At 38.6% G+C, this 23,722-nt stretch carries 25 protein-coding genes; 4 read left to right on the top strand and 21 right to left on the bottom strand.

The window, feature by feature from the left end:
- Window positions 1–22: 22 nt before the first annotated feature.
- The 18 genes from NYG85_RS01115 to NYG85_RS01030 all read right to left on the bottom strand — a co-directional run bounded on the left by NYG85_RS01115 (window position 23) and on the right by NYG85_RS01030 (window position 15,561).
- Window positions 23–712 (bottom strand): class I SAM-dependent methyltransferase, encoded by a 690-nt coding sequence (locus NYG85_RS01115; protein WP_284936491.1) that lies wholly within the window; start codon window positions 710–712, stop codon window positions 23–25.
- Between the two features lie 2 nt (window positions 713–714).
- Window positions 715–1,128: a hypothetical protein gene (locus NYG85_RS01110; protein ID WP_284936490.1), complete on the bottom strand. Its 414-nt coding sequence runs from the start codon at window positions 1,126–1,128 to the stop codon at window positions 715–717.
- Between the two features lies 1 nt (window position 1,129).
- Complete coding sequence (locus tag NYG85_RS01105; RefSeq protein WP_284936489.1) at window positions 1,130–1,900, bottom strand: AAC(3) family N-acetyltransferase; 771 nt, start codon at window positions 1,898–1,900, stop codon at window positions 1,130–1,132.
- Window positions 1,893–2,120 carry a hypothetical protein gene (locus tag NYG85_RS01100; RefSeq protein ID WP_284936488.1) on the bottom strand — a complete coding sequence of 76 codons (228 nt, stop codon included), beginning with the start codon at window positions 2,118–2,120 and terminating at the stop codon, window positions 1,893–1,895. The genes NYG85_RS01105 and NYG85_RS01100 overlap by 8 nt, the downstream gene beginning before the upstream one ends.
- Window positions 2,117–3,604: an amino acid adenylation domain-containing protein gene (locus tag NYG85_RS01095; protein ID WP_432264835.1), complete on the bottom strand. Its 1,488-nt coding sequence runs from the start codon at window positions 3,602–3,604 to the stop codon at window positions 2,117–2,119. Before NYG85_RS01095 ends, NYG85_RS01100 begins: the two co-directional genes overlap by 4 nt.
- Window positions 3,604–4,398 (bottom strand): AAC(3) family N-acetyltransferase, encoded by a 795-nt coding sequence (locus tag NYG85_RS01090; protein ID WP_284936486.1) that lies wholly within the window; start codon window positions 4,396–4,398, stop codon window positions 3,604–3,606. The genes NYG85_RS01095 and NYG85_RS01090 overlap by 1 nt, the downstream gene beginning before the upstream one ends.
- The gene (locus NYG85_RS01085; RefSeq protein ID WP_284936485.1) at window positions 4,395–5,519 is read right to left on the bottom strand and encodes a DUF4910 domain-containing protein; all 1,125 of its coding nucleotides are present in this window, start codon (window positions 5,517–5,519) and stop codon (window positions 4,395–4,397) included. The genes NYG85_RS01090 and NYG85_RS01085 overlap by 4 nt, the downstream gene beginning before the upstream one ends.
- 112 nt (window positions 5,520–5,631) lie before the next feature.
- A complete protein-coding gene (locus NYG85_RS01080; protein WP_284936484.1) occupies window positions 5,632–5,760 on the bottom strand; it encodes a hypothetical protein in 129 nt (42 codons plus the stop codon).
- Between the two features lie 9 nt (window positions 5,761–5,769).
- Window positions 5,770–7,422, bottom strand: a complete 1,653-nt coding sequence (locus tag NYG85_RS01075) for a formate--tetrahydrofolate ligase (protein ID WP_284936482.1) — start codon at window positions 7,420–7,422, stop codon at window positions 5,770–5,772.
- A complete protein-coding gene (gene rimP, locus NYG85_RS01070; RefSeq protein ID WP_284936740.1) occupies window positions 7,422–7,838 on the bottom strand; it encodes a ribosome maturation factor RimP in 417 nt (138 codons plus the stop codon). Before rimP ends, NYG85_RS01075 begins: the two co-directional genes overlap by 1 nt.
- Window positions 7,825–8,190, bottom strand: a complete 366-nt coding sequence (rbfA, locus tag NYG85_RS01065) for a 30S ribosome-binding factor RbfA (protein ID WP_284936739.1) — start codon at window positions 8,188–8,190, stop codon at window positions 7,825–7,827. The genes rimP and rbfA overlap by 14 nt, the downstream gene beginning before the upstream one ends.
- The gene (gene infB / locus NYG85_RS01060; RefSeq protein ID WP_284936737.1) at window positions 8,187–10,805 is read right to left on the bottom strand and encodes a translation initiation factor IF-2; all 2,619 of its coding nucleotides are present in this window, start codon (window positions 10,803–10,805) and stop codon (window positions 8,187–8,189) included. Before infB ends, rbfA begins: the two co-directional genes overlap by 4 nt.
- Window positions 10,792–11,043, bottom strand: a complete 252-nt coding sequence (locus tag NYG85_RS01055) for a DUF448 domain-containing protein (RefSeq protein ID WP_284936736.1) — start codon at window positions 11,041–11,043, stop codon at window positions 10,792–10,794. The genes infB and NYG85_RS01055 overlap by 14 nt, the downstream gene beginning before the upstream one ends.
- 22 nt (window positions 11,044–11,065) lie before the next feature.
- Window positions 11,066–11,950: a homoserine kinase gene (gene thrB, locus NYG85_RS01050; RefSeq protein WP_284936734.1), complete on the bottom strand. Its 885-nt coding sequence runs from the start codon at window positions 11,948–11,950 to the stop codon at window positions 11,066–11,068.
- A 7-nt stretch (window positions 11,951–11,957) separates the two neighbouring features.
- Window positions 11,958–12,335, bottom strand: coding sequence for a glycoprotease (locus NYG85_RS01045; protein WP_284936732.1), 378 nt, complete (start codon window positions 12,333–12,335; stop codon window positions 11,958–11,960).
- A 65-nt stretch (window positions 12,336–12,400) separates the two neighbouring features.
- Window positions 12,401–13,285 (bottom strand): UDP-3-O-acyl-N-acetylglucosamine deacetylase, encoded by an 885-nt coding sequence (gene lpxC, locus NYG85_RS01040; RefSeq protein WP_284936731.1) that lies wholly within the window; start codon window positions 13,283–13,285, stop codon window positions 12,401–12,403.
- An 11-nt stretch (window positions 13,286–13,296) separates the two neighbouring features.
- Complete coding sequence (gene pgp6, locus NYG85_RS01035) at window positions 13,297–14,667, bottom strand: peptidoglycan metallopeptidase Pgp6 (RefSeq protein ID WP_284936730.1); 1,371 nt, start codon at window positions 14,665–14,667, stop codon at window positions 13,297–13,299.
- A gap of 63 nt (window positions 14,668–14,730) precedes the next feature.
- On the bottom strand, window positions 14,731–15,561 hold the full coding sequence (locus NYG85_RS01030; RefSeq protein WP_284936728.1) for a prephenate dehydrogenase: 831 nt from the start codon (window positions 15,559–15,561) through the stop codon (window positions 14,731–14,733).
- An 81-nt stretch (window positions 15,562–15,642) separates the two neighbouring features.
- Between NYG85_RS01030 and bamA the strand changes: the two genes are divergently transcribed.
- The 4 genes from bamA to NYG85_RS01010 are packed head-to-tail and all read left to right on the top strand — an operon-like array spanning window position 15,643 to window position 20,472.
- Window positions 15,643–17,898 carry an outer membrane protein assembly factor BamA gene (bamA, locus tag NYG85_RS01025; RefSeq protein WP_284936727.1) on the top strand — a complete coding sequence of 752 codons (2,256 nt, stop codon included), beginning with the start codon at window positions 15,643–15,645 and terminating at the stop codon, window positions 17,896–17,898.
- 35 nt (window positions 17,899–17,933) lie between these two features.
- Window positions 17,934–18,617, top strand: coding sequence for an MqnA/MqnD/SBP family protein (locus NYG85_RS01020; RefSeq protein WP_284936726.1), 684 nt, complete (start codon window positions 17,934–17,936; stop codon window positions 18,615–18,617).
- A gap of 8 nt (window positions 18,618–18,625) precedes the next feature.
- Window positions 18,626–19,684, top strand: coding sequence for an NAD-dependent epimerase (locus tag NYG85_RS01015; protein ID WP_284936725.1), 1,059 nt, complete (start codon window positions 18,626–18,628; stop codon window positions 19,682–19,684).
- Window positions 19,681–20,472 (top strand): DNA ligase, encoded by a 792-nt coding sequence (locus NYG85_RS01010; RefSeq protein ID WP_284936724.1) that lies wholly within the window; start codon window positions 19,681–19,683, stop codon window positions 20,470–20,472. Before NYG85_RS01015 ends, NYG85_RS01010 begins: the two co-directional genes overlap by 4 nt.
- Here NYG85_RS01010 and NYG85_RS01005 read toward each other — a convergent pair.
- The 3 genes from NYG85_RS01005 to lptE are packed head-to-tail and all read right to left on the bottom strand — an operon-like array spanning window position 20,469 to window position 23,720.
- Window positions 20,469–21,641: a folylpolyglutamate synthase/dihydrofolate synthase family protein gene (locus tag NYG85_RS01005; protein ID WP_284936723.1), complete on the bottom strand. Its 1,173-nt coding sequence runs from the start codon at window positions 21,639–21,641 to the stop codon at window positions 20,469–20,471. The genes NYG85_RS01010 and NYG85_RS01005 overlap by 4 nt on opposite strands.
- Complete coding sequence (locus NYG85_RS01000) at window positions 21,638–23,200, bottom strand: GGDEF domain-containing protein (protein ID WP_284936722.1); 1,563 nt, start codon at window positions 23,198–23,200, stop codon at window positions 21,638–21,640. Before NYG85_RS01000 ends, NYG85_RS01005 begins: the two co-directional genes overlap by 4 nt.
- Window positions 23,187–23,720: an LPS assembly lipoprotein LptE gene (lptE, locus tag NYG85_RS00995; RefSeq protein ID WP_284936720.1), complete on the bottom strand. Its 534-nt coding sequence runs from the start codon at window positions 23,718–23,720 to the stop codon at window positions 23,187–23,189. The genes NYG85_RS01000 and lptE overlap by 14 nt, the downstream gene beginning before the upstream one ends.
- Window positions 23,721–23,722 lie beyond the last annotated feature (2 nt).

Below are 23,722 nucleotides of genomic sequence, written 5' to 3'. Positions count from 1 at the left end.
GGGATTTTATAATAAATTTTATTTATTTTTGCTTTTTTACAATAAGTAAAAAGTAGCTGATTTTGTAGCTGTCATCATCGTAGCTTCGGCTAACCTCATTTATCTCTAAAATTTCAAATTTATTAAATATTCGTTTAACTTCGTCCCTGTCAAAGTAGTAAATCTCAACGCCGTTTTCATCAAAGCCCATTTTGCCTTTTTGCTGATTTGTGATGACCTCGTATTTTGACTTTAAAATCCCAGTTTTATATCTATCATCACCCAAATTTCTAAACTGAAAAAACGCCACACCGCCAGTTTTTAGCACCCTGTAAATTTCATCAACAGCCCTTAAAATTCGCTCTTTGCTCCCAGCATACATTAAAACGCCATAATTTATAAGTCCGTCAAAACACTCATCTTCATAAGGCAAAGATAACATATCGCAAACCTTTAAATCCGCACTTAAATTTTGACTTTTTAGCAGGTTTTGCGTGCTTTTTATCCCATCTTTTGAGTAGTCACACCCATACGCTTTAAAGCCATTTTGCGCTAAAAATCCCACGTGCCTACCAGCCCCACAGCCTAAATCAAGCACTTTTGCTTCGCTTTTTAAATAGCTAAATGCAAAATCTGCTACATAGCTTACTGGATAGGTCGGATTTTGGCTATTTTGGTAGTTTTTATCCCAGTAAATCAAGCCGTAACCCCCCCCCATTTTTTGATTTTTCAAGATTAATCCTTTCTGGCAATTGCCACGTAAATTTTATGAAGCTCGGTGCTATTTTTTGCGTTTAAAACGATACTTTCAATCTCTAAACAGCTAAAATCATTAAGCATTTTTCTAATCTCATCTTTGCTAAATGGCGTAATATTTTTAGCCCTAAAATCATCTTTATCAATAAAGCAAAAAATGGCTTTTGTGCCGTTTTTTAGGGCATTAAAGGCATTTGGTATCAGTTTTATATCAAAGCCAACAAAGCCAAAAATACCATCAACTTTTTTACTAAAATCAGCGGTCGTTTCAAAGCCATTTTGGTTTAAAAAATCGGTGTAAATTTTATCGCTACTTAGTGTTAAAATTTGACTGCCTCGTTTTAGATTTCTAAATACAAAAGCAGCAATATTATCATCTGCAAATTTTTTCATCTTACTCCTTTAAAAGTGTGTTTTCATCGGCTTTTACGACACTTTGAAAAGTATCATAATACCTAGCTAAATCAATTAAAACCATATCGCCTCCGCCAAATTTTGCGTAGTTAAAATTACCGCTATCTTTTAGCATTTTTATCTGTTTTTGCTTATCAAGAATGCTTTTAGCTTCAAGCTTTCTTACAAAATATTTTATGCTTTTGTGGCTTTTTACGCCGTTTTCATCAATAAAATCACCGCTAAATTCCTTAAAATATCGGTAGCTAACGCCAATTTTTTGCTCAGCATAAAGATAAAATGTCCAGCCCTTACTAGCATCGCCAAAGCAAAGAAACTTAGCCCCCTTTTTGTGTAAAATTTCATAGACGCAACCATTGCCAAAACAGCTAGTTGTAGGCTTTAAATACTCATCTTTATCATCTCCAAAAATAGCAAATGAAAAAATCGGATCATCAGTTCTTACAACACCGCTTAAATGCCTAAAATACTCGCTTAAAACCCCAACGGTGCTTTTTGAGTTTAGCTTATCATAGACCTCATTACGACAAAAACTATATGTAAATGTTGGCATTACTATCGTGCCGTTTTTACCCACCACACTAAAAAAACAATCAACCAAATCGCCTAAAAATCGGCTCTTATCGGTGATTTTACCAAGCCTAAACAGCTCAGCGTGGATTAAAAGAGTATCGCCATTTTTAATCCCAAGCGATTTTAGCGTGGCAATTAGCTCATCTTTTGTGTAAATTTTGCCTTTGAAACTAAGCATTTTTCACGCTTTCAATGAGATTTAAAATGGCGTTAAAATCGCTGAAATTTTCAGCTCTAATGAGCCTTGAAGGCACGGATTTACCGCTAAGCTCTGCTATCATCTCAATAAGCTCCATAACATCAAGGCTGTCAATTAGCCCACGCGCTAAAATATCGGTATCATCGGCTTTTATGTGGCTTTTGCCAAGCCTTTTAAATAAATTTTCAACCTCGTTCATTTAAAATCCTTTGCAATCTGTTTTAAAATTTTTCTGTCAATTTTTGTATTGTTGTTTAACTGAAATTTACTAACTCTAATAAAATGGCGTGGGAGCATATATTTTGGCAGTTTGGTGCTTAAAAATTCTCGTAAATCAAGCTCAATCTCGCTCTCATAAAAGGCAAAAATTTGAGAATTTTCAAAGACGCAGGCCACGTTTTTAACACCCTCGTGTGTGCCTAAAACGCACTCAATCTCGCCAAGTTCTATCCTGTGTCCTTTTAGTTTAATCTGATTATCAGCACGTCCAGCACAAACTAGCTCGTAGTTTTCATTAAAATAACCAATATCGCCGGTTTTATAAACCAAATCAATAAATTTATCGTTTAGCGGATTTTGCACGAAAGCCATTTTTGTAAGCTCATTATCATTGTAATATCCGCTAGAAACGCAACTGCCACGAACGTAAATTTCGCCCTTTTTATATGGCGTGAAAATTTGGCTTAAATCATCGCTAAGCAGTAAAATTTCGGTGTTTTCACACGCCTTACCAATGGGCAGTATCTCATCATCTTTAAGCTCTCTTTCGCACACAAAATACGAGCAAATCCCAGTGATTTCACTAGCACCATAAAGGTTGATGATTTTGGCGTTTTTGTAGGCATTTATCCAAATTTTTACCTGTTTTACCGGCGTGATTTCGCCAGAGATAAAGACACGCTTTAAATGTGGCAGGGCGATTAGGGCGTTTGTATTTGCAAAATAGTTAATGATTTGTGGTGTAATGCCAGTTTGCGTGATATTTTTATCCTTAAAATACCCCATAATTTTATCTGGAAACGCCCAGTCTTGACCCTTTAAAATGTGAAGCGTAGCACCGCTAAGAATGCTTGGGTAGATATCAAGGACTGATTTATCAAAGTGAAAATGTGCCTGATTTGCCACGTTATCAGTGCTATTTATGCCAAAACACTCAACTGCCCACGTGGCATAATCAATTAAATTTTTATGATTTACAGCAAAGCCCTTTGGTGTGCCAGTTGAGCCAGATGTAAATAAAATATAGGCTAAATCAACGTCTAAAAATGTGGATTTTGCGGTGTTTAAAAGTGCCGTATCAGTTTTGAAATTTTTAAAATCGCTATCAAAAATCGTTTTGATATTTAAAAAGCTAAAATCAAAATTTTTACTTGTAATTAATAGCTTTGGTTTAATCTTGCAAGTTACGCTTAAAAGGCGTTCTTTTGGGCTGTTTTCATCAATTATGGCGTAAAAATTCCCACTTTTTATCACGCCAAAAAACGCCACAATGCACCAAATATCCTTTGGTAAAAGAATAAAAATCGGCTCTTTTTTGATATTTGCTCTTAAAATTTCACTTGCAACCTTATCGCTTAACTCATCAAGCACCTTAAAATTAATGCTCTTATCGCCACAAACAACTGCTGTTTTAGTACTAAAATTTTTAGCACTAAGCCTTAAAAACTCGCTAACGTGTTTCATTATGCCACCCTTTCATAAGGGGCGTTATAAACTCGTGCTACCCCCCCCCATTTGTGTAAATTTCGTGCTTTGTTGTGCTTTATGTCATCAGCTATTATCTCATAAGCCCTGCTTAAATTTATGATTTTTGCTTCGCTTTCGTAAAATTTATTAATTTTCATTGCGTTTTTGTTTATAAAAATCGCTTCAAGCGGAGCAAGTTCAGTTAAAACGCTCTCTTTTCTAACGAACATTGAGTAGGTTTTAATCTTGCTAACGCCGTTTTCATCGGTGTAAGGGGCTGTGAAATTTTTAATAAATCTATAAGAAACGCCATTTCTTTGCTCGGCGTAATGCACAAAGGTAAATGAGTGATTTAGCTCTAAATCAAGCACTATCATCTTTGCATTTTTTTGATGAAAAAAGGCAAATGGGCTATCGTCGCCAAAGGCGTCTGTGTTGTTTAGCTTTTTTAAATCATCTTTAAATTTACCATAAACACAAAATGAGTAAATCGGGTGCTTTGTGCGGATAAATTCGCTCATTTTTAAGGCTAAATTACCAACGCTACCAGTCATTGAGGGCGTGTTTTTTATATCAAATATAGTACCTTTACAAAAGTCCCAGTTAAAGGTTTGAAAAGCAAGTGTGCCATTAGTACCAACTGCGTTTTTTAGGGCTAAAATGATATCGTTTTGAATGGTTTTAATATCAAAATTTTGCCTAATTTTATGCCTTAAAAATTTTCTAAAATCAGCGGCGATTAGGATAAAGTCGCCCTTTTTTATCTCAAAGGCGTTAATCAACTCTCTCATTTTACCTCTTTTATTAAATTATTTTTTAATAAAACTTCAATGATAGGGCGGAGTTTATAAAGCTGTGAGCCTAAAATTTCTGCGATTTTTAAGGCGTCGTTTTTGCCGTTACAAAATGCTAAAAAGTCGCGTAAAATCATATGTGCTTCGTGGTTTTTGCCTAGACTTAGCGTTCTTATTAACCCACGACTGCCTAAATTTGGCTCACAAATGGTGTTTAGCAGAAATTTTGCGTTTGTTTCAAGGTTTAAAATGCAGTTTCTAGCGTATAAAAATCCGCCATTTAGCCCCTTTTGGCTAATAAAACTAAGGTCATCAAGGCTGGTGTGATACTCTTTGTATTCGCCAAATTTTGAGCGTGAGAGTGCTACGACGCCTAAATCTAGGGCTGGTGTGTTGTATTGTCTTTCATCGCTGCCACGCTCTTTAAAGCTGTAAATTTTTGGCTTGTTTGTAAGGTGCTTTATCGTGTGAAGTGCGATTTTATCGCTTAATCTTTGCTCATCTGGGCTTAAAACAAGGCCGTATTCACGCTCATCGCCTATGCAAGTTAGCACAAAACCGCCCTTTACGTTTTGTTTTAAACGGCTGAAATTTTCGTGAATATAGCAGATTGAGCCGATTGTTTCAGGAGTGATTACAAACTCGTAATTATAACGGCGAGTGTTTAGACTTTTTACAAAACGCACCAAATTTGCCCACACGACGGGTCCAGAAAGCTCATTGTTTGCCATTTGTGGGTGGCAAAGGTAGGTTGAGATTAGGATAGTTTCATCGGTTTTTTGCGTGGCTGGGATGAAAATTCTAGCGTATCTTAGGTGTCCGTTTGGATTAAAGCTTGACTTTATCACGGCGTGATAAGTGCCAGCTTCTAGCGTGTCAAGCTCGTTTTTAGCGATACAAAAACCCCAACGTCTCTCATAGTAGCTAGTAGCGTAAGGCACGGCGTTTGGCAGGTCTTTTAGGGTGTGAAGGTGTGCTTTTAGCTCATCTAGGCTTAAAAGCTTATCCACCGCTTCTGAATAGCCTAAAACGTGTAAATTTAGGCGTTTAAAGTCGCAGATTTTCTTGCCACTTGGCGTGATGATAAAAGCATCATCAATATCCCACTCATCAGGCACAACCCAGTCGTAAATTTTTGTGCCTGATTTTACGTTAAAAATCTCTGGCTTTATCTCATAAAATCTGAAATTTTTAGCGTTTTTATGGGTTTGGGGTTTTAAAAAACACGCGCTACCCCCCCCCCATTGCGTGATTTAGGATAATGTCTAAGCTCGTGTTAAAGCCTTTACCAGTAATGCTTCTGTGAATTTTAAAGAGGCTTTTTGCAAGACTAAACATATCGTGCGACCCCCCCCCCATTTTTACTCCTTAATCTAGTCCGCTAATAGCACCAGTGGCTGTGTCAATGTGCATTTTTAGGGCGTTTGGCACGGCTGGCAGCCCCGGCATTAGCATAATCTTGCCACAAATGGCGACTATAAACCCAGCCCCAGCCCTAATCTCTAAATCCTTAACGCTAAATTTAAAGCCAGTCGGGCGGCCAAGTAGCTTTGCGTCATCGCTAAAACTATACTGGGTTTTAGCCACGCAAACATCAAAATGCTCAAAGCCTAATTTTTTGATATTTTCTAGCGAATTTAGGGCGTCTTGCTCAAAAATGACCTCGCTAGCGCCGTAAATTTTTGTAGCGATTTTGGTGATTTTTGTCCTGATATCATCGCTTTTTTCATAGCTAAATTTTATATCTTTTGGCGAATTTATGGCGTCAAGGACGTAATTTGCAAGCTCTATCGCACCAGCTCCGCCCTTGATAAAATTCTCACAAACTGCCATTTTTACGCCTAAATTTTGGCAAAACTCACGCACAAAATTTATCTCATTTGGCGTGTCAAAGCTAAATTTATTAAGTGCCACGACTACGTTTAAATTTAGAGTTTGGCTTAGATTTTTAATGTGTCCGCCTAGATTTTTAATGCCCTCGCTTAAAGCTTCTAAATTTGGCTCATTGATCTGCTCTTTACTAACTCCGCCGTTGTATTTTATTGAGCGGATTGTCGTTACTAGCACGCAAGCGTCTGGCTTTAAATCTGCGTTTTTGCACTTTATGTCAATGAATTTTTGAGCACCTAGCTCTGAGCCAAAACCAGCTTCTGTTACGACAAAATCGGCTAAATTTAGAGCTGTTTTGGTGGCGATTATTGAGTTGCAGCCGTGGGCGATATTTGCAAATGGGCCGCCGTGAATTAAACAAGGCGTGTTTTGCAGGGTTTGAAAAAGATTTGGCTTAATGGCGTCTTTTAAAAGTATCGTAACGGCGTCCTCACAGCCTAAATCACGCACGTAAATTGGCTCTTTTTTGGAATTTAGGGCGACGATTATGTTTGAAATTCTACTTTTTAAATCGCCCAAATCACTTGCAAGGCACAAAACTGCCATAATCTCGCTAGCTGCCGTTATATCAAAGCCATCCTTTCGCTCAACGCCGTCAAATTTACCGCCCTGCCCTATCGTGATATGCCTTAACGCCCTGTCGTTCATATCAAGACAACGCCTCCATAAAATCTCGCTCATATCAAGCGGATTGCCGTTAAATAGGCTGTTATCAATAATCGCTGAGATTAGATTATTTGCCGAAGTGATAGCGTGAAAGTCACCAGTAAAGTGTAAATTTAGATCCTGCATAGGTGCAATTTGCGAATATCCGCCACCAGCCGCGCCACCTTTAATGCCAAAAACTGGCCCCAAAGATGGCTCACGAAGTGCTAGGCAGACCGATTTATCAAGCATAGCAAGGGCGTCGGCTAAGCCAATTGACGTGGTCGTTTTGCCCTCGCCAAAAGGGGTCGGATTTGTAGCGGTAACTAAAATTAGCTTTGAGTTTGATTTTTGTAGCTTTGGGGTGATTTTGGCTTTAAAATTCCCATAAAGCTCAATGTCGTTTTCATCTATATTTAGGCGTTTTGCAACGTTTATAATCTTATCAAGTTTGGCATTTGTTGAAATTTCAATATCGCTTAGCATTACCACTCCAAATAGGTTTTTGCTTTTTTGATATTTACGTAATCAATCTGAATTTTGCCGTCGTTTGTTTGTAAATTTATCGCCTCATCGCTAGCGTCAAGAAGTCGCCCCTGCACCGATAAAACGGCAGTTTTTATCTTAACTAGCTCTCCGATACTTGACTTAAAATGCTTTGGCTTTTCAAGCTTTCGCTCCAAGCCCGGACTGCTTACTTCAAGGCTATATTCGCCAGAAATTGGGGGCGTAACATCAAAAATGGGCGATAAAAGGCGACTTACCTTTTCGCAATCATCAAGGCTGACTCCGCCGTTTTTTGTGATATAAACTCTATAAATTGCCCTGCCGTTTTCGTTTGCTATCTCGGTGTCGTAAAGCTCTACGCCACACTCTTTTACTAAATTTTCAAGATTGTCCATTTAAATCCTTTGAAATTTTCTCAAAAAGCCTGTCCATTTTGTTTTGATACTCTAATCTATCATCAAATTTGAAGTGAAAATTTGGGGCTCTATACCAGCCCTCAGCTGCCATACAATGATTTTGCAAATGGCGACTAACTCGCTTTAAATGCGATAAAATGTAGGCTTGTTCTCTATCATCAAACGCCATTTTATCAAGATAGACAAAGGCGTCATATCTGCCCTTTTTACACTCCACATCAGTAACGCAAAGCCCCTTTAAAAGCTCATCTTCAAGGGTCGCTAGGGCTTCTGGGATAAGCTCTTTTAAGACACTCTCAGTCCTTAGTCTTTTTATCTCGTTTGCGTTCATAAAACAGCCTGTTCTTGTATCTGCTTAAAGCTCTCAATGTAGTCATTTTCTCTGATATCATTATATCCTTCAATGCCAACACCACACTCATAGCCCTTTGCGACCTCTCTTACATCATCTTTAAAGCGTTTTAGTGAGCTTATCGTGCCTTCGTGGATTACCACGCCATCTCTGATTAGGCGAATTTTAGCGCCTCTATTTATCGTGCCTTCTGTCACGATACAGCCAGCGATAGCTCCGATTTTTGGCACATTTATGACTTGGCGGACTTGGGCTTGTCCGAGCTGTTCTTCTCTAATAACTGGCGACATTAATCCGCTTAAAAGGGCTTTGACATCATCAATTAAATTATAAATTACATTATATGTTTTAATCTCAATGCCACTCTCTTTTGCTTTCTCTTTTATCTCGCCTGTTGGGCGTATGTTAAAGCCTAGAATTACGCAGTTTTTTGAAGCTGTGGCTAGGGCGATGTCACTTTGGGTTATGCCACCGATACCTGAGTGAATGACTTGGACTTTTATCTCATCATTTGCTAGTTTATCAAGGCTGACTTTTAGGGCTTCAAGTGAGCCTTGCACGTCTGCTTTTACGATGACTGGTAGGGTTTTTAACTCGCCCTCGGCGATCTTAGCACTAAGCTCATCAATGCTAACTTTTGTTGATTTGCTAAGCTCTTTTTGGCGTAGGTATTCAGCCTTTTTTGAGGCGTATTCGCGTGCTTCTTTGTCGCTTTTTACACTTATTAGGGTCTCTCCAGCGTCTGGGACTTCGCTAAGTCCGACAATCACGCCACACTCGCCCGGCTTAATCTCTTTAAGTGCCTTGCCTTGGTCATCAAGCAAACTTCTAAGACGTCCATAAGCCACACCAGCTACGATAGTATCGCCTACTTTTAATGTGCCGTTTTCAACGATGATGGTAGCGACCGCGCCGCGCCCTTTTTGCAGTGAGCTTTCAACAACGGTAGCTTTTGCGTTTGCCTTTGGATTTGCTTTAAGCTCTAAGATATCAGCTTGCAGCAAGACAATTTCAAGTAAATCATCAATACCCATACCAGTTTTAGCCGAGATTGGCACAAATTCATAGCCACCGCCCCACTCGGTTGGGATTATATCAAGCTCGGCAAGTCCGGTTTTTACAAATTCTGGATTTGCGGCTTCTTTATCCATTTTATTAATTGCAATTATTATAGGCACGCCAGCTGCCTTTGCGTGGCTTATCGCCTCTTTTGTTTGTGGTTTTACGCCATCATCAGCAGCCACGACAACAATAACAATATCCGTAACACCAGCACCCCTAGCTCTCATCGCCGTAAATGCTTCGTGTCCGGGCGTGTCAATAAACGTGATATTTCTGCCGTTTCTATTTACCATATAAGCGCCAACGTGCTGGGTAATACCACCAGCCTCACCGCTAGCCACGCGTGATTTTCTAATATAATCAAGCAAAGAGGTCTTGCCGTGATCAACGTGCCCCATAATGGTAATAACGGGCGCTCTTGGCGTTAAATCGCTGTCATCTTGCTCCTCTTCATACGCCTTAACATAGTCAAACTCCCCAGCCTCGTCAATGATATTAACCTCAACATTAAACTCATCGGCTAGAATTTCTATCGCATCTTCATCTAAAAAGTCGTTTTTTGTAGTCATCATACCAAGCATAAATAGCTTACCTATAATTTCGCTTGGCTGTTTATTTAGCTTATCGGCAAACTCATAAACGCGAATTTCTTTTGGAATTTCAATAGAAGTTACGGCTTCGCTGTTTTGTTTATGCTCTGGTTTTTTGTGCTTTTTGCGTGAGCGACGCTGAATTCCCCCCTCCATAAATGAGCCCATTGAGTTATTTACCGCTGTTCTTAGGGCATTTGGCTGTTTTGTCTTTTGCGGAATTTGCACACTTGGGGCTTTAAAGGTCAGATCTGGCAAAACCACCTCATTTTCATCTTCAAGCTCAATATCCTTAAAGTCGCTAAATCCGAGCAGATCAACCTTTTGTGTGCTATCTTTTTTAGTGGCAACTGGCTGTTTTTTATCCTTTTTCTTTTTGCGAGTGGCGTTTTCGTCTAAATTTGAAAACATATTTTCAAGGCTGATTTTTGGGGCTACTTGTGCCTCTTCTTGCTTTGGTTTTTGTGCTATCTTTACCTCTGGCTCGCTTCGTTTTTTAACGATAACTAAACCACGCCTTTTTTGAAGACTAACATCAGCTAGGCTCTCTTTTGGCTTTTCGTCGCTAATTTTTGGCTTTTCTTCATCTTTTTTAGGCGTTTCTTGTGGCTTTATCTCATCTTTTTTCTTAGAATTTGCAGGTTTTATCTCGTCTTGCTTCTCTTCTTTTGCTATTTTTGGCTCTTTTTTACTCTCTTTTGTTTCGGTTTTTGGCGTTGATTTTGGCTTTGGCTCTTTTTTGGCTGGGCTTTTTTTCTTTTTGAAATTTTCTGGAATTTCGCCAGTTCTAATAAAATCATAAATGGCTTGTGCCTCTTCTGGTGTTACAGCGTTTGAGTGTGTTTTGACCTTTGTTAAACCTAGCTCTTGCGCCTTTGCGATGACCTCTTTATTTGAGTAGCCAAGATCACTTGCAATCTCTGAAATTCTAACATTTGACATCTAAGAAAATCTCCTTTAAGCTTGATACGTCTAAATTTGCACCTTTTGTGTGCCTATCAAGTATTTTTTTTACTATTTTTTCATCTTTTTTTAAGCAATCGCCACAAAGGTAAAAACTGCGTCCTTTGCCTTTGCCATACTCTAAATTTTTGCCGTTGTAGCGGTATCTGTATAGGGCTGATTGCGAAAATTTTAACCTACATAAAACGCAGGTTCTTATTGGATTATTTTTATTCATTATATCTTTATTTTTCTTTTTTTTAGCTTTGCATTAGGATAAATCCGTCATTATCAAAATCTAAAATTTCAACCCTAAAATCGCTAAATTTCTCGCTTAATTTTTTTTGTAAATTTTTAGCGTCATCTGCATAAACGATATTTAAAAAGCTTGAACCAGAGCCTGAAAGCGAGCTCATTAATGCATTATTTTCATAAGCCATTTTTCTAACTTCAAAAAGCTCACTAAGTGCGTTCATACGGCGTTCTTCGTGCATAACATCCTTGCAGGCTAGTCTTAATAAATCATATCTTTTTGCACCAAAGCAAGATGTCAAAAAGGCTGCGTGAGAGAGGTTAGAGACACACTCTTTGATTGTGTAGCTTTTTGGCAAAATCTCCCTTGCTTGGCTCGTGCTCATCGGCTTATTTGGGATAACGACCACCGCTTTTAGCTCGTTTGAAATTTCAAATTTATTAAAAACAACGGCGTTATTATTAATCACAGCACTAATAAAACCTCCAAAAACAGCTGGGGTTATGTTATCTGGGTGATTTTCATAAATTAGGGCTTTGTTTAAAATCGTCTGCTTATCAACCTTAAATCCAGCCATAAAATAGGCTGCTGTAATGGCTGAAATAATCACGGCTGATGAGCTACCAAGTCCCCTTGAAAATGGAATTTTGTTATCAAAAACTATTCTAAAATTCTCATCACTACCGCTTAAATCTTTGAAAATTTCGTTAAAAACGCTGATAAAAAGGTTATTTTTTCTAAGGGCTACGTTATCGCTACCCTCGCCGTTTATGGATACCGAACTAAGGCTTGATTTTGTGATTTTTACTTCGTTATATAGCTTTAAACTAAGTCCTAAGGCGTCAAAGCCGGGACCTAAATTTGCACTTGTGGCAGGGACTAATATGGTCATTTTTCTCCTAAACAGCTTGTATTATATAGTTTGGTAGTGTATCGTTTTTTAGATTTAAAACTTCTAAATTTAAAGGCAAACTAAACTCGCTTGGCGTGGCTACTTCTAGCAAAATCTCATCATCTTTTTTAACAAAACAGAGCTTTTTATTTGCCCTAATCGCACCGCCACCATTTAGCTCAAATCCGCTAACTGCTAAAAATTCACAACCCTTTACGATACTAAATGTTTTAAGCACGACATAGGCGACTTTTAGCCCCATAAAACTGCCGGGCGTGTTTGCATAAATTAGCCGTTTTATGTTGAAATTTTTAGACACGTCTTCAAGCAAAGATACCAAAAAATCGCTACTTTTCTCATCGGTGCTAATCTCTTTAAATTTCACGCCGTTTTCGTAAAATCCGACTAAAATCGGCGATGAGAGCGAGATTATTAAAAGCTCAATCTCTTTTATGCAAAAACCTTTCCATACTCTTTTAAAAGCTCGCCACTTAGCGTTGCAACTTCGTAATTTTTAGCGTCGGCTAGGATTGCTAATGTAAGCTTGTGATTTAACTCGTGACTACCTGCAAATGCGGTGTAATCGCCCATTAAAGGCGCACCCATAAGGCTTAAATCGCCAATGGCGTCTAAAATTTTATGCCTTACAAACTCATTTTCAAAGCGAAGCCCCTCTGGGTTTAAAATATGCGTATCATCAAGGGCTACGGCGTTATCAAGCGAGGCTCCAAGTGCTAAATTTTGGGCTTGAAGTTTTTGCAAATCCTTTAAAAAACCAAAGGTTCTAGCACGTGCTATCTCTTTTATGAAATTTGATTTAGAAAACTCAAAAACATATCGCTGTTTGCCAATAACTGGGTGCGTAAAATTTATCGTGTAGTCAAATTTTGGGTTGTTTGAAGGGCTGATTTTTACAAATTTATCGCCCTGCTTAACCTCAACCTCTTTTCTAACCAAAATGACCTTTTTTGGGGCGTCAAGCAGCCTAATGCCAGCCTCATCAAGTAGCATACAAAAGCTAATTGCAGAGCCATCCATAACAGGCACTTCGTTTGCGTCAAGCAAAATTCTCACATTATCAATCCCATAAGCATTAATCGCACTTAAAAGGTGCTCAATCGTGCTTACAAAGCCGTTTTGATTGCCAACAACGGTCGCCATTTGCGTGTTTATGACATTTTTTGGCTCGGCTTTAAAGCTAATGCCAAGATCAGTTCTTACAAAAACAATGCCCATATCAGCGTCAAGCGGTTCAAGCACGAGCTTTATCGGCTCGCCCTTGTGAAGTCCGATACCAATGGCTTCAACACGCTTAAAAATCGTAGTCTGTTTCAAAATTTTACCTTTTAATTTTTATCTATCATCTCTTTTGCGGCGTTTAAAACGCCAGTTATATTATCTTTTATCCATTTTTTATCAAGCCACTGCTGAGGTCTAACCTCTTCGCCGTGGATTAAAATTCCAAAATGCAAGTGGTCGCCAAGTGCAAGTCCGCTCACGCCGGTGTTTGCAATCACGCTACCAGCCTTTATTGCATCGCCTTGTTTGACATTTACGCTAGAACAATGTGCATAAAGCGAATAAAAGCCAAATCCGTGGTCAATCACGACATTTAAACCATAAATTCCATTATCGCCTACAAACGCCACCACGCCGTCGTTGCTAGTAATGATCGGAGCGGCTGCCACACTTGCTAAATCAAGCCCCATATGCCAGCTTTCGCTTACTTGCTCGCCGTTGTAAGTGTAGTAGCGATGATCTGCAAAATCGGCTACTTTTTTGCCATTTTTAAGCGGATAAAAGACGTTTGGAGCGAATTTTTCAAGCCTGTCGGTTGAAATAAATGATGAAATTTCAGATAGCTTTTTGTCATTCTCATCACGCAAGGTTTCGTTTATAAATTTCATCTTTTCAAGGCGTGAGAGTGAGTTTGGATCTTTTGCGTATTTCTCGGTCAGCTCGGCGATCTTGCCGTCAATAAAGCCATCTTTTAAGGCGATTGTTGAAACCTTATATTTTACATTTTCATTAAAATATCTCACGTGCATTCTGCTCTCGTTACCAGCGTTATCCACCGCTACGACATCGGCACTAAAATTCTCAACACTAACTGGCCAAACGACCAGTGAAGCGTAAAATCCATCCTTGTAAAACGGCGTGGCTTTGAAATTTTTGCCGTAATTTGTCCTTACATAAACATCTTTTATGTCGTTGTCCGTGGCTTTAAAAACGACAATGGCACTGCCACCTTTTGAAATAGAATATGAGTTTGAAAGTATGTATAAATCGGGCTTTGTCGTATCAAGCACGACTTGTATGTCTTTTTTTGTCGTGTTGCCAGAGAAAAAATTCCACCTGCTAGCGTCAGTGGCTTCAATATTAATTGTGTAGCTCTCTTTTACGCTAAAAAAGCTCGTTTTTGGGATTGTTAGATTTATGTCAAAATTTGCAAGTGGCGTATCTAGCGTTTGATTTAGGACATTTACGCTGTTTTGCCCGTCGCTCATATTTATACGGACAAATTTCACGCCAGTGTCATCTTTGAATTTAATGTTTAGCGGAGTTTTTAAATTCCAGTAAATTTTGTCTTTGATTAAAATTTCAGGGGCGTTTTTCTCAAAATCTTTTGATGTAAAAATCGTCCAAATCATCGTTAAAACAATAAAAAAAATCAAAAATAAAACAATGCTTTTAATGCTTAATCCACGTCTTCTCAACTAATTATCCTGATAAAAATTTTCGCCCATTTTACAAAAAATTGGGTAAATTTTAACTAAAAACTACAAAATTTCTTTTATCTTTCTAGCGTCGCTCATCCAGCTAAAAAGCTCATCCCACTGCTCATTTTGCACCATTTTTTTACACTCATCAAGCTCGTTTTCAAACATATTAATTGCGTTTAAAATGTTGTTTTTATTCTGTTTAAAAATATCACTCCACATAATCGGCGAACTCTTTGCAACACGTATCATACCACGAAAAGTAGGGCCTCCAAGTGCGATGATGTTTCGTTTATCCTCGTCTTTTAAAACGCCATTTGCTAATGAAAATGAAATGGCGTGTGGCAGATGAGAGATGATACCTACGTGGTGGTCGTGCTCGCTTGCACTCATAAAGATGATTTTCATACCAAGATGAGAAAATAGCTCAACCGAGCGTTTTACGTGCTTTTCGCTACTCTCTTCAAAGTCGCAAACCACGACGACAGCGTCCTTATAAAGGCTCTTAAACGCAGCCTCTGGTCCTGAGTATTCAGTCCCAGCCATTGGGTGTGCTGGGATAAAATTTTTACGAATACTAAGTGGCACAGCCTCAATGATACGCTCCTTTGTTGAGCCAAAGTCAATAATTGTCGTGTTTTCATCAATGTCAGTTAGCTGTGTAACAACCTTTAAAATCGCCTCAACTGGGATTGCTAAAAATATAATATCGCACTCTTTTTTCATCTCATCAAAGCTTAAAATTTGATGCACCAAACCAAGCTCTAACGCCTTTTTTTCGTGCTCTTTATTCAAATCATAACCGCTAACACAAGAGATTAACTTCTCATCTTTTAACGCAAGTCCAAGCGAACCGCCCATAAGCCCAAGCCCTATAATGCCAACTTTCATAAATAGCCTTTAAATTTTATCTAAATTAAAAAATAAATTCGCTATTATACGGCATTTATACTAAAATTTTAGGTTAAATTTATGAAAAAAAATTTACTTTTACTACTTTTAGGCACGTTAAGCCTAGATGCACAGCAGATTAAGTCTATAAATTTTAACGGACTTATTCATCTCTCGCCAGAGGTCGCAAAGGAGATAAGTGGCTTAAAAGAGGGGCAAAATTTAAGCGGAGAAGCGACTGATAAGGCGATTTTAAATCTCTTTAAACAGAGCTATTTTGAAGATATTTTCATCACTGATGACGGCAATGGCAACATAACGATAAATTTTAAAGAAAAACCAAGCATTGCTAGACTTGATTTAAAAGGCGTAGTTACAAACGATAAAAAGGCGATTGAACAGCTAATTACAATAAAACCGGGCAATATGTATGATGAGCTAGCCATTGAAAAAACAAAAGAGAAGATTCGCCAATTTTACGAAGCAAAGGGCTATTTTGACACGGTCGTGGATGTGCAAAAAGAGGTCGTTGCCGATAATGAAAGCTCACTTTTTTTAACTCTAAACATAAACCGCGGCGAAAATATGGTGATAAATGATGTAAATTTAGTCGGTGCAAAGGTTTTTGATTACAGCGATATTGAGCCTATCGTGGCAAATAAAAGCCGTGAATTTATGGGCTGGATGTGGGGCAGAAACGACGGCAAGGTTAAGCTTTATGACCTGCCAAATGATTCACTTAGAATTCAAGACAAATACTTTCAAAAAGGCTACCTTGACGCAAAGATTTCAAACCCTTATTTAAACGCATCTTTTGATAGCTACACAGCCGACCTTACCTACTACATAAGCGAAGGAGAGCCGTATAAGGTATCAGAAGTTAGCATTAAAGCACCAGAATTTTTAGAGCTAGACACCGATGAGTTGGTTAAGGATTTTAAGCTTGAAGCCGGAGATAGGATGAATTCAGAGTATCTAAGGCGAGATATGAAAAAGCTTGATGATTTAGTCGCAAACAAAGGCTATGCATTCGTCAAAGTCACACCAAACACCATAAAAAATCAAGATGACCACAGCGTTAGCATTGAGTATGAAGTAGAGCCCGGCGAGCAGGTATATATAAGAAACGTGCAAATTTCAGGCAACGAGCGGACAGCTGATAGGGTCGTTCGCCGTGAGCTTTATCTAACCGAGGGCAATCTATACAACAGAACCGATTTAGAAGACTCAAAAGACGCCCTAAAACGCACGAGCTACTTTGATGAAGTGGAGATAAAAGAGGAGCGAGTGGATAAAAACACGCTTGATCTAATCGTAGATGTCAAAGAAGCATCAACTGGCTCAATAAGCGGTGGTATCGGCTATGGCAGCTCGGATGGACTTTTATTAAACGCAAGTCTATCTGATACAAATATCTTTGGCTCTGGTATGAAAGGCGTCGTTAGCGTAGATAGGAGCGATAACGAGCTATCAGGTCAAATCGGACTTACAAATCCTAGAATTTTTGACAGCGAGTATAGCCTTGGTGGCACGCTCTATGCAAACGACTACGACTGGGACAACTACGAAGAAAAATCGTATGGATTTAGCACCACGCTAGGCAGAAAGCTCACAAGAGATCTAAGTGCTTCTTTAACCTACGTGATAGAACAAAGCAAAATTTCAGGGCTAAATCAGGCACTTCGTAATATTGGCTACAAGCAAGGCACAAATATCAAAAGCTCCCTAATCCCAGCCATAAACTACAACAGCACAGATGATTTTTATCTACCAAGACGTGGCATTATCGCTGGTGCTAGCGTTGAGTTTGCTGGACTTGGTGGCGATGAGAAATTTACAAAAATTAGATCAAATTTTAACTACTATCTAGGTCTAAGAGAATACATTGATTATGATTTAATCTTACGCTACAAAGCCGACTTTGGCAAAATTTTCACAAATGGCTACATACCGATTAACGAAAAGCTCTACCTTGGCGGATTACGAAGCCTAAGGGGCTATGAAAACAGGAGCGTATCGCCAAAGGTCTATAACGGCGACTGGTATGAGGTGGGTGGTGACTTGTCGTTTAACAACTCATTTGAGATTAGCTTTCCTATCATTGACAGGGTCAAAATGCGCGGCGTAACCTTCTTTGACTACGGCACAATCAGGGGCAAATCAAGCTCGGATAAATACCCAATAGACGCAAAGAGCAAAAACCGCTCATCTTATGGTGCTGGTGTTGAGTGGATTACACCGATTGGACCACTTCAAATCATCTTTGCAAAAGCGATAAATCCAGCTTCAAATGATGACACAAACACATTTGAGTTTAGTATCGGTCGCAGATTTTAATCAAGGGGTAAACGCCCCTAAATTTTGAGAAAACTATGAATTTTGGCAAGATTGACTACTTAAATTTACTACCTTTTCACGTGTTTTTAAAGCAAAGCCCACTTCAAAGCTACGTAAAAATGGGCATTGAGCATAAAAAAGATGTCCCAAGCAGGCTAAATTACGCCCTACTTCGTGGTAAAATTGACGCTGCTATCATTTCAAGCATTGAGAGTAGGCGTAAAAAATACAAAAAACTAGACCTAGGCATAGTGGCTAAAAAAGATGTAAAGAGCGTTTTGGTGCGAAAAAACAGCACTCCAAAGACAGATAAGGCGAGTGCTAGCTCAAATATGTTAGCAAAAATTTTAAACATAAAAGGCGAGGTAATCATCGGCGATAACGCCCTAAAAGCCTACATAAACGAGGGCGATGAGAAATTTTATGATTTGGCAAAAGAGTGGCAAAAAAGGCAGAATCTACCCTTTGTTTTTGCAAGATTTTGCTACACAAAAAATGGCGATTTTTACAAAAAAATGGCTAAAATTTTTAGCAAAAAACGCATAAAAATTCCAACCTATATCTTGCAAAATTACGCCAAAACTCGCCAAATTTCAGCCCAAAACATAAAATGGTATCTAAATTACATAAGCTATAAAATCGGCAAAAAAGAAAAAATCGCTCTATCAATCTTTCTAAAAAAGGCACGAGAGCTTAAATTTAATCCAAATTTCAAATAAGGACAAAAATGAAAATTTTAGTAACTGGCACGGCTGGATTTATCGGCTTTCATCTTGCAAACGCACTCGTGGCACGTGGCGATGAGGTCATTGGATTTGATAACATAAACGACTATTACGATGTAAATTTAAAATTTGCACGGCTTAAAAACGCTGGATTTGAAGTGGGCGAAGTTCGCGAAAAAACGCTAATAACTTCAAAAACAAAGCCAAATTTGCATTTTATAAAAGCCGATTTAGCCGACACCGACACGCTAAAAAGGCTATTTAAGGAGCAAAATTTTGACGTCGTGGTAAATTTAGCCGCACAAGCTGGGGTTAGATACTCGCTAATTAACCCACAAGCTTACATTGATAGCAATATCACGGGCTTTTTAAACATCCTTGAAAACTGCCGCCACAACGGCACGAAAAACCTAGTTTATGCGAGTTCAAGCTCGGTTTATGGACTTAATGAAAATATGCCATTTTCAACCCACGAAGCCGTAAATCACCCAATTAGCCTTTATGCCGCAAGTAAAAAGAGCAACGAAATGATGGCACACACTTACAGCCACCTTTTTGGTGTGCCAACTACTGGGCTTAGGTTTTTCACCGTTTATGGACCTTGGGGTCGCCCTGATATGGCGCTATTTTTGTTTGTCAAAGCCGCGCTAAACGGCGAAAAAATAGATGTTTTTAACCACGGCAAGATGAAGCGAGATTTTACATACGTTGATGATATTGTAAAGGGTATTATCAAGTGTATTGATAACCCAGCACAAAAAAATCCTGAGTGGAGTGGGCTAAACCCAGACCCAGCCACATCATCAGCACCATTTAAAATTTACAATATCGGCAACAATAATCCAGTTGAGCTAATGTCGTATATTAGGGCGATTGAGCTTAAAATCGGGCGCGAGATTGATAAAAATTTCTTACCACTTCAAGCAGGCGATGTCCCAGCTACATTTGCAGACGTTAGCGACCTTGTGGCTGACTTTGATTATAAGCCAAACACGAGCGTAAATGACGGCGTAGCAAGGTTTATTGAGTGGTATTGCGATTTTTATGGGGTTAAAATTTGAGATTTTTCATAGCATTTTTGCTATTTTTTAGCCTCTGCTTTGGCGAATTTTTAGGGCTTAGTGTTTATAAAGACCAAAATATAAGCAACTGGCTAGTTAGTTACAAGCTTGACGGCATTAGGGCTTATTGGGATGGCAAAAACCTGCTCTCACGAAACGGCAAAATCATAAACGCCCCAGCACAATTTATCAAAAATTTACCGCCATTTGAGCTTGACGGAGAGCTATTTTTAAGAAACGGCGAATTTGAAAAAACTCAGTCAATCATAATGGATAAAAGCCCAAATTTAAAGGCTTGGAGCGAGATTACATACAACGTTTTTGACGTGCCAAAGGCAAAGGGCGGACTTTTAGAAAGACTTAGCGTTTTAAGCCAAAATGACGTCGTAAAAATCATAAAACAAACGCCCATAAAAGATAAAAATGAGTTGATGAAATTTTACGAAAACGCCCTAAATTTAGGCTATGAAGGCGTGGTTTTAAGAGAGCCAAACGCACCTTATGAATTTAAGCGAAGCAAAAATGCTCTGAAATTTAAGCCATTTTTTGATGCCGAGTGCGAAGTGGTGGGCATAAACAAGGGCAGTGGTAAATTTAAAAATGTTATGGGTAGCGTAAGTTGTAGGGATTTAAAAACGGCTAAAACATTTAAAATCGGCTCAGGTTTTAGCGACTTTAACAGGGCAAATCCACCAAAAATCGGTGCAATTATCACATACAAATACCAAAATTTAACCGCAAAAGGACTGCCAAGATTCCCAATATTTTTGCGTTTTAGAAAGGATTAGCGTTTATTATATGCCCTTAAAAACGCTTCAACTAGGTAAAATGAGCCAAAGGCTAAGTAAAGTTCTTTTTGTGATTTTATGGCGTTAAAGTGTGCGGTTGTGAAATTTTCATAACTCACGCCAAGCTCGTTTAAAACGGCTTTTAAGCCATCTTTTGCGAGCTCTCGCTCACTGCTTTCATAATCAAAAATCAAAACCTTGTTTAAAATCGGTTTTAAAGCGATTAAAACGGCTTTGTAATCCTTATCGGCAAAGGTGTTAAATATTAAATTAAGCTTTTTGCCCTTAAAAATTTCAGCGATTTTTATCGCACCAAGCTCGTTGTGTCCGACATCTACGTATAAATTTTCGCTAATTTTTTCGCACCTGCCACGAAGATTTAACCCACCAAGATTTTTAATACTAAACTCATCTAGCAAAATTTTAGCTCCGCTGTAAGCTAGGCTAAAATTTGAGATTAAAAATGCTGGCAGCTGCTGTTTTTTGGCATATTTGTTAATCTCAATTTTATCATCACTGCTTAAAATTTCACGCACAAAATTTAGCCGTGAGCCGTTTTTTAAGGCAATCTCATCTGCGATTTTAACGCAAATTTCGCTCATCTCATCGTTTAAGACTGCCCTTTTTGCCATTGCTCTAAATTTTGTCTTTGAGATTTTTTCTAAGCTATCCCCTAAAACTGCCGTGTGGTCAAAGCCAATTGGTGTAAATAGCGTTAAAAGCTTGTCAAATACATTTGTGGCATCATACTCCCCGCCCATACCAGCCTCGCAGATAAAATAATCGCACTGGCTAAACAGCACAGCAGATAGAAGCGTGGCATACTCAAAATAGCTGGTTTTTATACGAAATTCATCGCTTAAAAGGCTATAAAGTCGCTCGTGAGCCTTGTTTAAAAGCTCGTCGCTCACATCGGCTCCATTTAGCCAAAAACGCTCACGAAAATCAAAAATATGTGGGCTTGTGTAATGCCCCACGCTTTTGCCGTTTAAGTGCAAAATTTGTGCTAAAAACCTGCCAGTAGAGCCTTTGCCATTTGTGCCGATGATATGCACGATTTTAAACGGCTTAAAATACGACTTTATGCTCTCGTAAGCACGTGGCATTCTGGTGTAGTCAATCTCTTTATAAAATAGCGGTTTTGTGGCTAAAAACTCATCTAATTTCATATGATTTGAGGCATTACCTGATTTCTGCCGTTGTTTTTAGCGGCATAAAGCATTTTATCGGCACTTTCAAGCGTGTTTGTTTCACTCTCGCCTAGACTTCTTGTCGCCACGCCAACGCTGATTGTTACGTTTATTCGCTCATCTTTGTAGATGAATTTGAAATTTTGCACGATTTGGCGGATTTTATCTGAAAATTTCACGGCGTTGTCTAAATTTATGCCCGGTAAAATTATTACAAATTCCTCTCCGCCGTATCTGCCAACAAAGTCAAGCGAGCGTGAATATTTTCTAAAAATAGCCGAAACGGTGCTTAAAATCGCATCACCAGCGTCGTGTCCGTAGGTGTCATTTATCTTTTTAAAGTGGTCAATATCTAAAAAGCAGAGCGAATAATCAATACCATAACGTTTATACGCCTCTTCAATCTTGCCAAGCTCTGCCATTAAGGCACGTTTTGTGGCAGTTTTTGTCAAAAAGTCTTCGTTGCTCTCGGCTTTTGCGGCTTTTAGCTCCTTTTCTAACATACCCACACGCTGTTGCAAATCAGAAATGGTCGCTTGTTTGTGATCCATTTCACTTACAAAATCCCTGCCTTGCATTTCAAGGGCAGTGGCAATGTTTAAAAGCATACCCTTAATCTGCTCTAAGCTTACAGCATCAAATTTTATCTCTTTAATGTCGCTTTTAATATCGTGTGCTTTTTGTGAATTTTCAAGCGAAGCGGTCGCAATATCGGCGATTTTACTATCAATGCTAGCAAGGGCGTCGTTTAGGGTTGAAACCTTTTGCATAATCTCGTCCCTGTCAGCCTCAATGCGTTTTGCAACCATTCTTTTAATCTCATCTTGCATATCAGCCGTGGCAAGTCCGACTGGATTTAGCTTGATTTTTTTGCCAAGCTCATCAATCTCAGTGTCAATCTGACCGCTAATTGACGGCTTTAACATATTAATTACTAACTCGCTAACCTGCGAAAACGGCGATTTTTCGCTCTGAATGGTCAAAAACTTATCAAGTTCGCTCATCATTGTCTTTAAATCATCAAAATTTCTAACGCCGTAATACTTTAAAAACTCCAAATACTCATCGTTATAATCGCTAATTAGATCAAACCAACGCTCACGCATCTCATCAAACTTAGCGATTTCAAATTTTTTATTTAAAAGCAAAACGCTACTTTCGGCTAAATTTTTAGCATCTTTATTATGAAGCATTGCAATGGCTTGTAAAATTCGCCTTGTAAATGCGTTTAGGGATTTGAAATTTTTATCATCATCAATGGTTGTGTTATTTTGTGATGAGCGATTTAAACGTGCGATTAAAAACGCCACAAACTCATCAACGCTATTGATATTTACGCTATTTGCCTGTGTCCTAAACTCGCCACTTAGGCGTGAAATATACCTTTCAATTTTGCGTTTTTCTTCGGTCGTAAAGCCATATCTTGTTGAAATTTCATTATAAACTTCGGCGTAATTTTCAGGTGTTAGCATAAGCTGACGCGCCTTAATCTCACCGAGCGCTTCTTTTACGATTTGTGCGGCACTAATTGCTGCCATTTTTGTATCCTTTTATTGCTAATTTTGAAATGTATTCATCAAATGCCTCTTTTGAAGCCTCTCTGATCGCCTCGTATTTTTCATTTTCGCTAATGACGCTATCGGCAAAACGTGTGCTTTTTGTGCGTCTTGAAATGCTAAAATCATACTCGCCACTAGCTGTGATTACGCTTGTTGTGGCGTCTTTAAAGTCGGTTGTAAATTCAAGCTTTAAAACCGCCTGATATGAGCTTATGTAGCCGTATTCATCGTAGATTGTTGGCGTGTAGGTTAGCGATTTTGTCCTTACTTGTATCTTGGTTTTTGCACTCTCTTTGCTACCTAAATTTCTATTTAGCCTAGAAACTATCCCCTCTTTTACTGCATCTTGGATAAATACGCTGTTTTTTGGCTCGGTTTTATCAACGATAACCTCAACATAAACGCTATCACTAAGCACATCGTTTGTGATTTTTGAAACTGGCTTGTAACCACAACCAACAAAGAAAAAAGCCAAAAAAATTGCAAAAATATATCTCAAAT

This window comes from Campylobacter gastrosuis (genome assembly GCF_030249845.1).
Lineage (GTDB): Bacteria > Campylobacterota > Campylobacteria > Campylobacterales > Campylobacteraceae > Campylobacter_A > Campylobacter_A gastrosuis.
This window is presented reverse-complemented; position numbering and strand designations above follow the sequence as displayed.

Excerpts from the sequence above, each read along its gene's own strand:
- NYG85_RS01105 (WP_284936489.1), bottom strand. The coding sequence starts at position 1,900 with ATGCTTAGTTTCAAAGGCAAAATTTACACAAAAGATGAGCTAATTGCC.
- NYG85_RS01005 (WP_284936723.1), bottom strand. The coding sequence starts at position 21,641 with ATGAAATTAGATGAGTTTTTAGCCACAAAACCGCTATTTTATAAAGAG.
- rimP (WP_284936740.1), bottom strand. The coding sequence starts at position 7,838 with ATGGACAATCTTGAAAATTTAGTAAAAGAGTGTGGCGTAGAGCTTTAC.
- bamA (WP_284936727.1), top strand. The coding sequence starts at position 15,643 with ATGAAAAAAAATTTACTTTTACTACTTTTAGGCACGTTAAGCCTAGAT.
- NYG85_RS01020 (WP_284936726.1), top strand. The coding sequence starts at position 17,934 with ATGAATTTTGGCAAGATTGACTACTTAAATTTACTACCTTTTCACGTG.
- thrB (WP_284936734.1), bottom strand. The coding sequence starts at position 11,950 with ATGACCATATTAGTCCCTGCCACAAGTGCAAATTTAGGTCCCGGCTTT.
- NYG85_RS01075 (WP_284936482.1), bottom strand. The coding sequence starts at position 7,422 with ATGCTAAGCGATATTGAAATTTCAACAAATGCCAAACTTGATAAGATT.
- NYG85_RS01000 (WP_284936722.1), bottom strand. The coding sequence starts at position 23,200 with ATGGCAGCAATTAGTGCCGCACAAATCGTAAAAGAAGCGCTCGGTGAG.
- NYG85_RS01055 (WP_284936736.1), bottom strand. The coding sequence starts at position 11,043 with ATGAATAAAAATAATCCAATAAGAACCTGCGTTTTATGTAGGTTAAAA.
- NYG85_RS01030 (WP_284936728.1), bottom strand. The coding sequence starts at position 15,561 with ATGAAAGTTGGCATTATAGGGCTTGGGCTTATGGGCGGTTCGCTTGGA.
- NYG85_RS01080 (WP_284936484.1), bottom strand. The coding sequence starts at position 5,760 with ATGGGGGGGGGGTCGCACGATATGTTTAGTCTTGCAAAAAGCCTCTTT.
- NYG85_RS01090 (WP_284936486.1), bottom strand. The coding sequence starts at position 4,398 with ATGAGAGAGTTGATTAACGCCTTTGAGATAAAAAAGGGCGACTTTATC.
- rbfA (WP_284936739.1), bottom strand. The coding sequence starts at position 8,190 with ATGAACGCAAACGAGATAAAAAGACTAAGGACTGAGAGTGTCTTAAAA.
- NYG85_RS01015 (WP_284936725.1), top strand. The coding sequence starts at position 18,626 with ATGAAAATTTTAGTAACTGGCACGGCTGGATTTATCGGCTTTCATCTT.
- NYG85_RS01095 (WP_432264835.1), bottom strand. The coding sequence starts at position 3,604 with ATGAAACACGTTAGCGAGTTTTTAAGGCTTAGTGCTAAAAATTTTAGT.
- NYG85_RS01110 (WP_284936490.1), bottom strand. The coding sequence starts at position 1,128 with ATGAAAAAATTTGCAGATGATAATATTGCTGCTTTTGTATTTAGAAAT.
- infB (WP_284936737.1), bottom strand. The coding sequence starts at position 10,805 with ATGTCAAATGTTAGAATTTCAGAGATTGCAAGTGATCTTGGCTACTCA.
- NYG85_RS01100 (WP_284936488.1), bottom strand. The coding sequence starts at position 2,120 with ATGAACGAGGTTGAAAATTTATTTAAAAGGCTTGGCAAAAGCCACATA.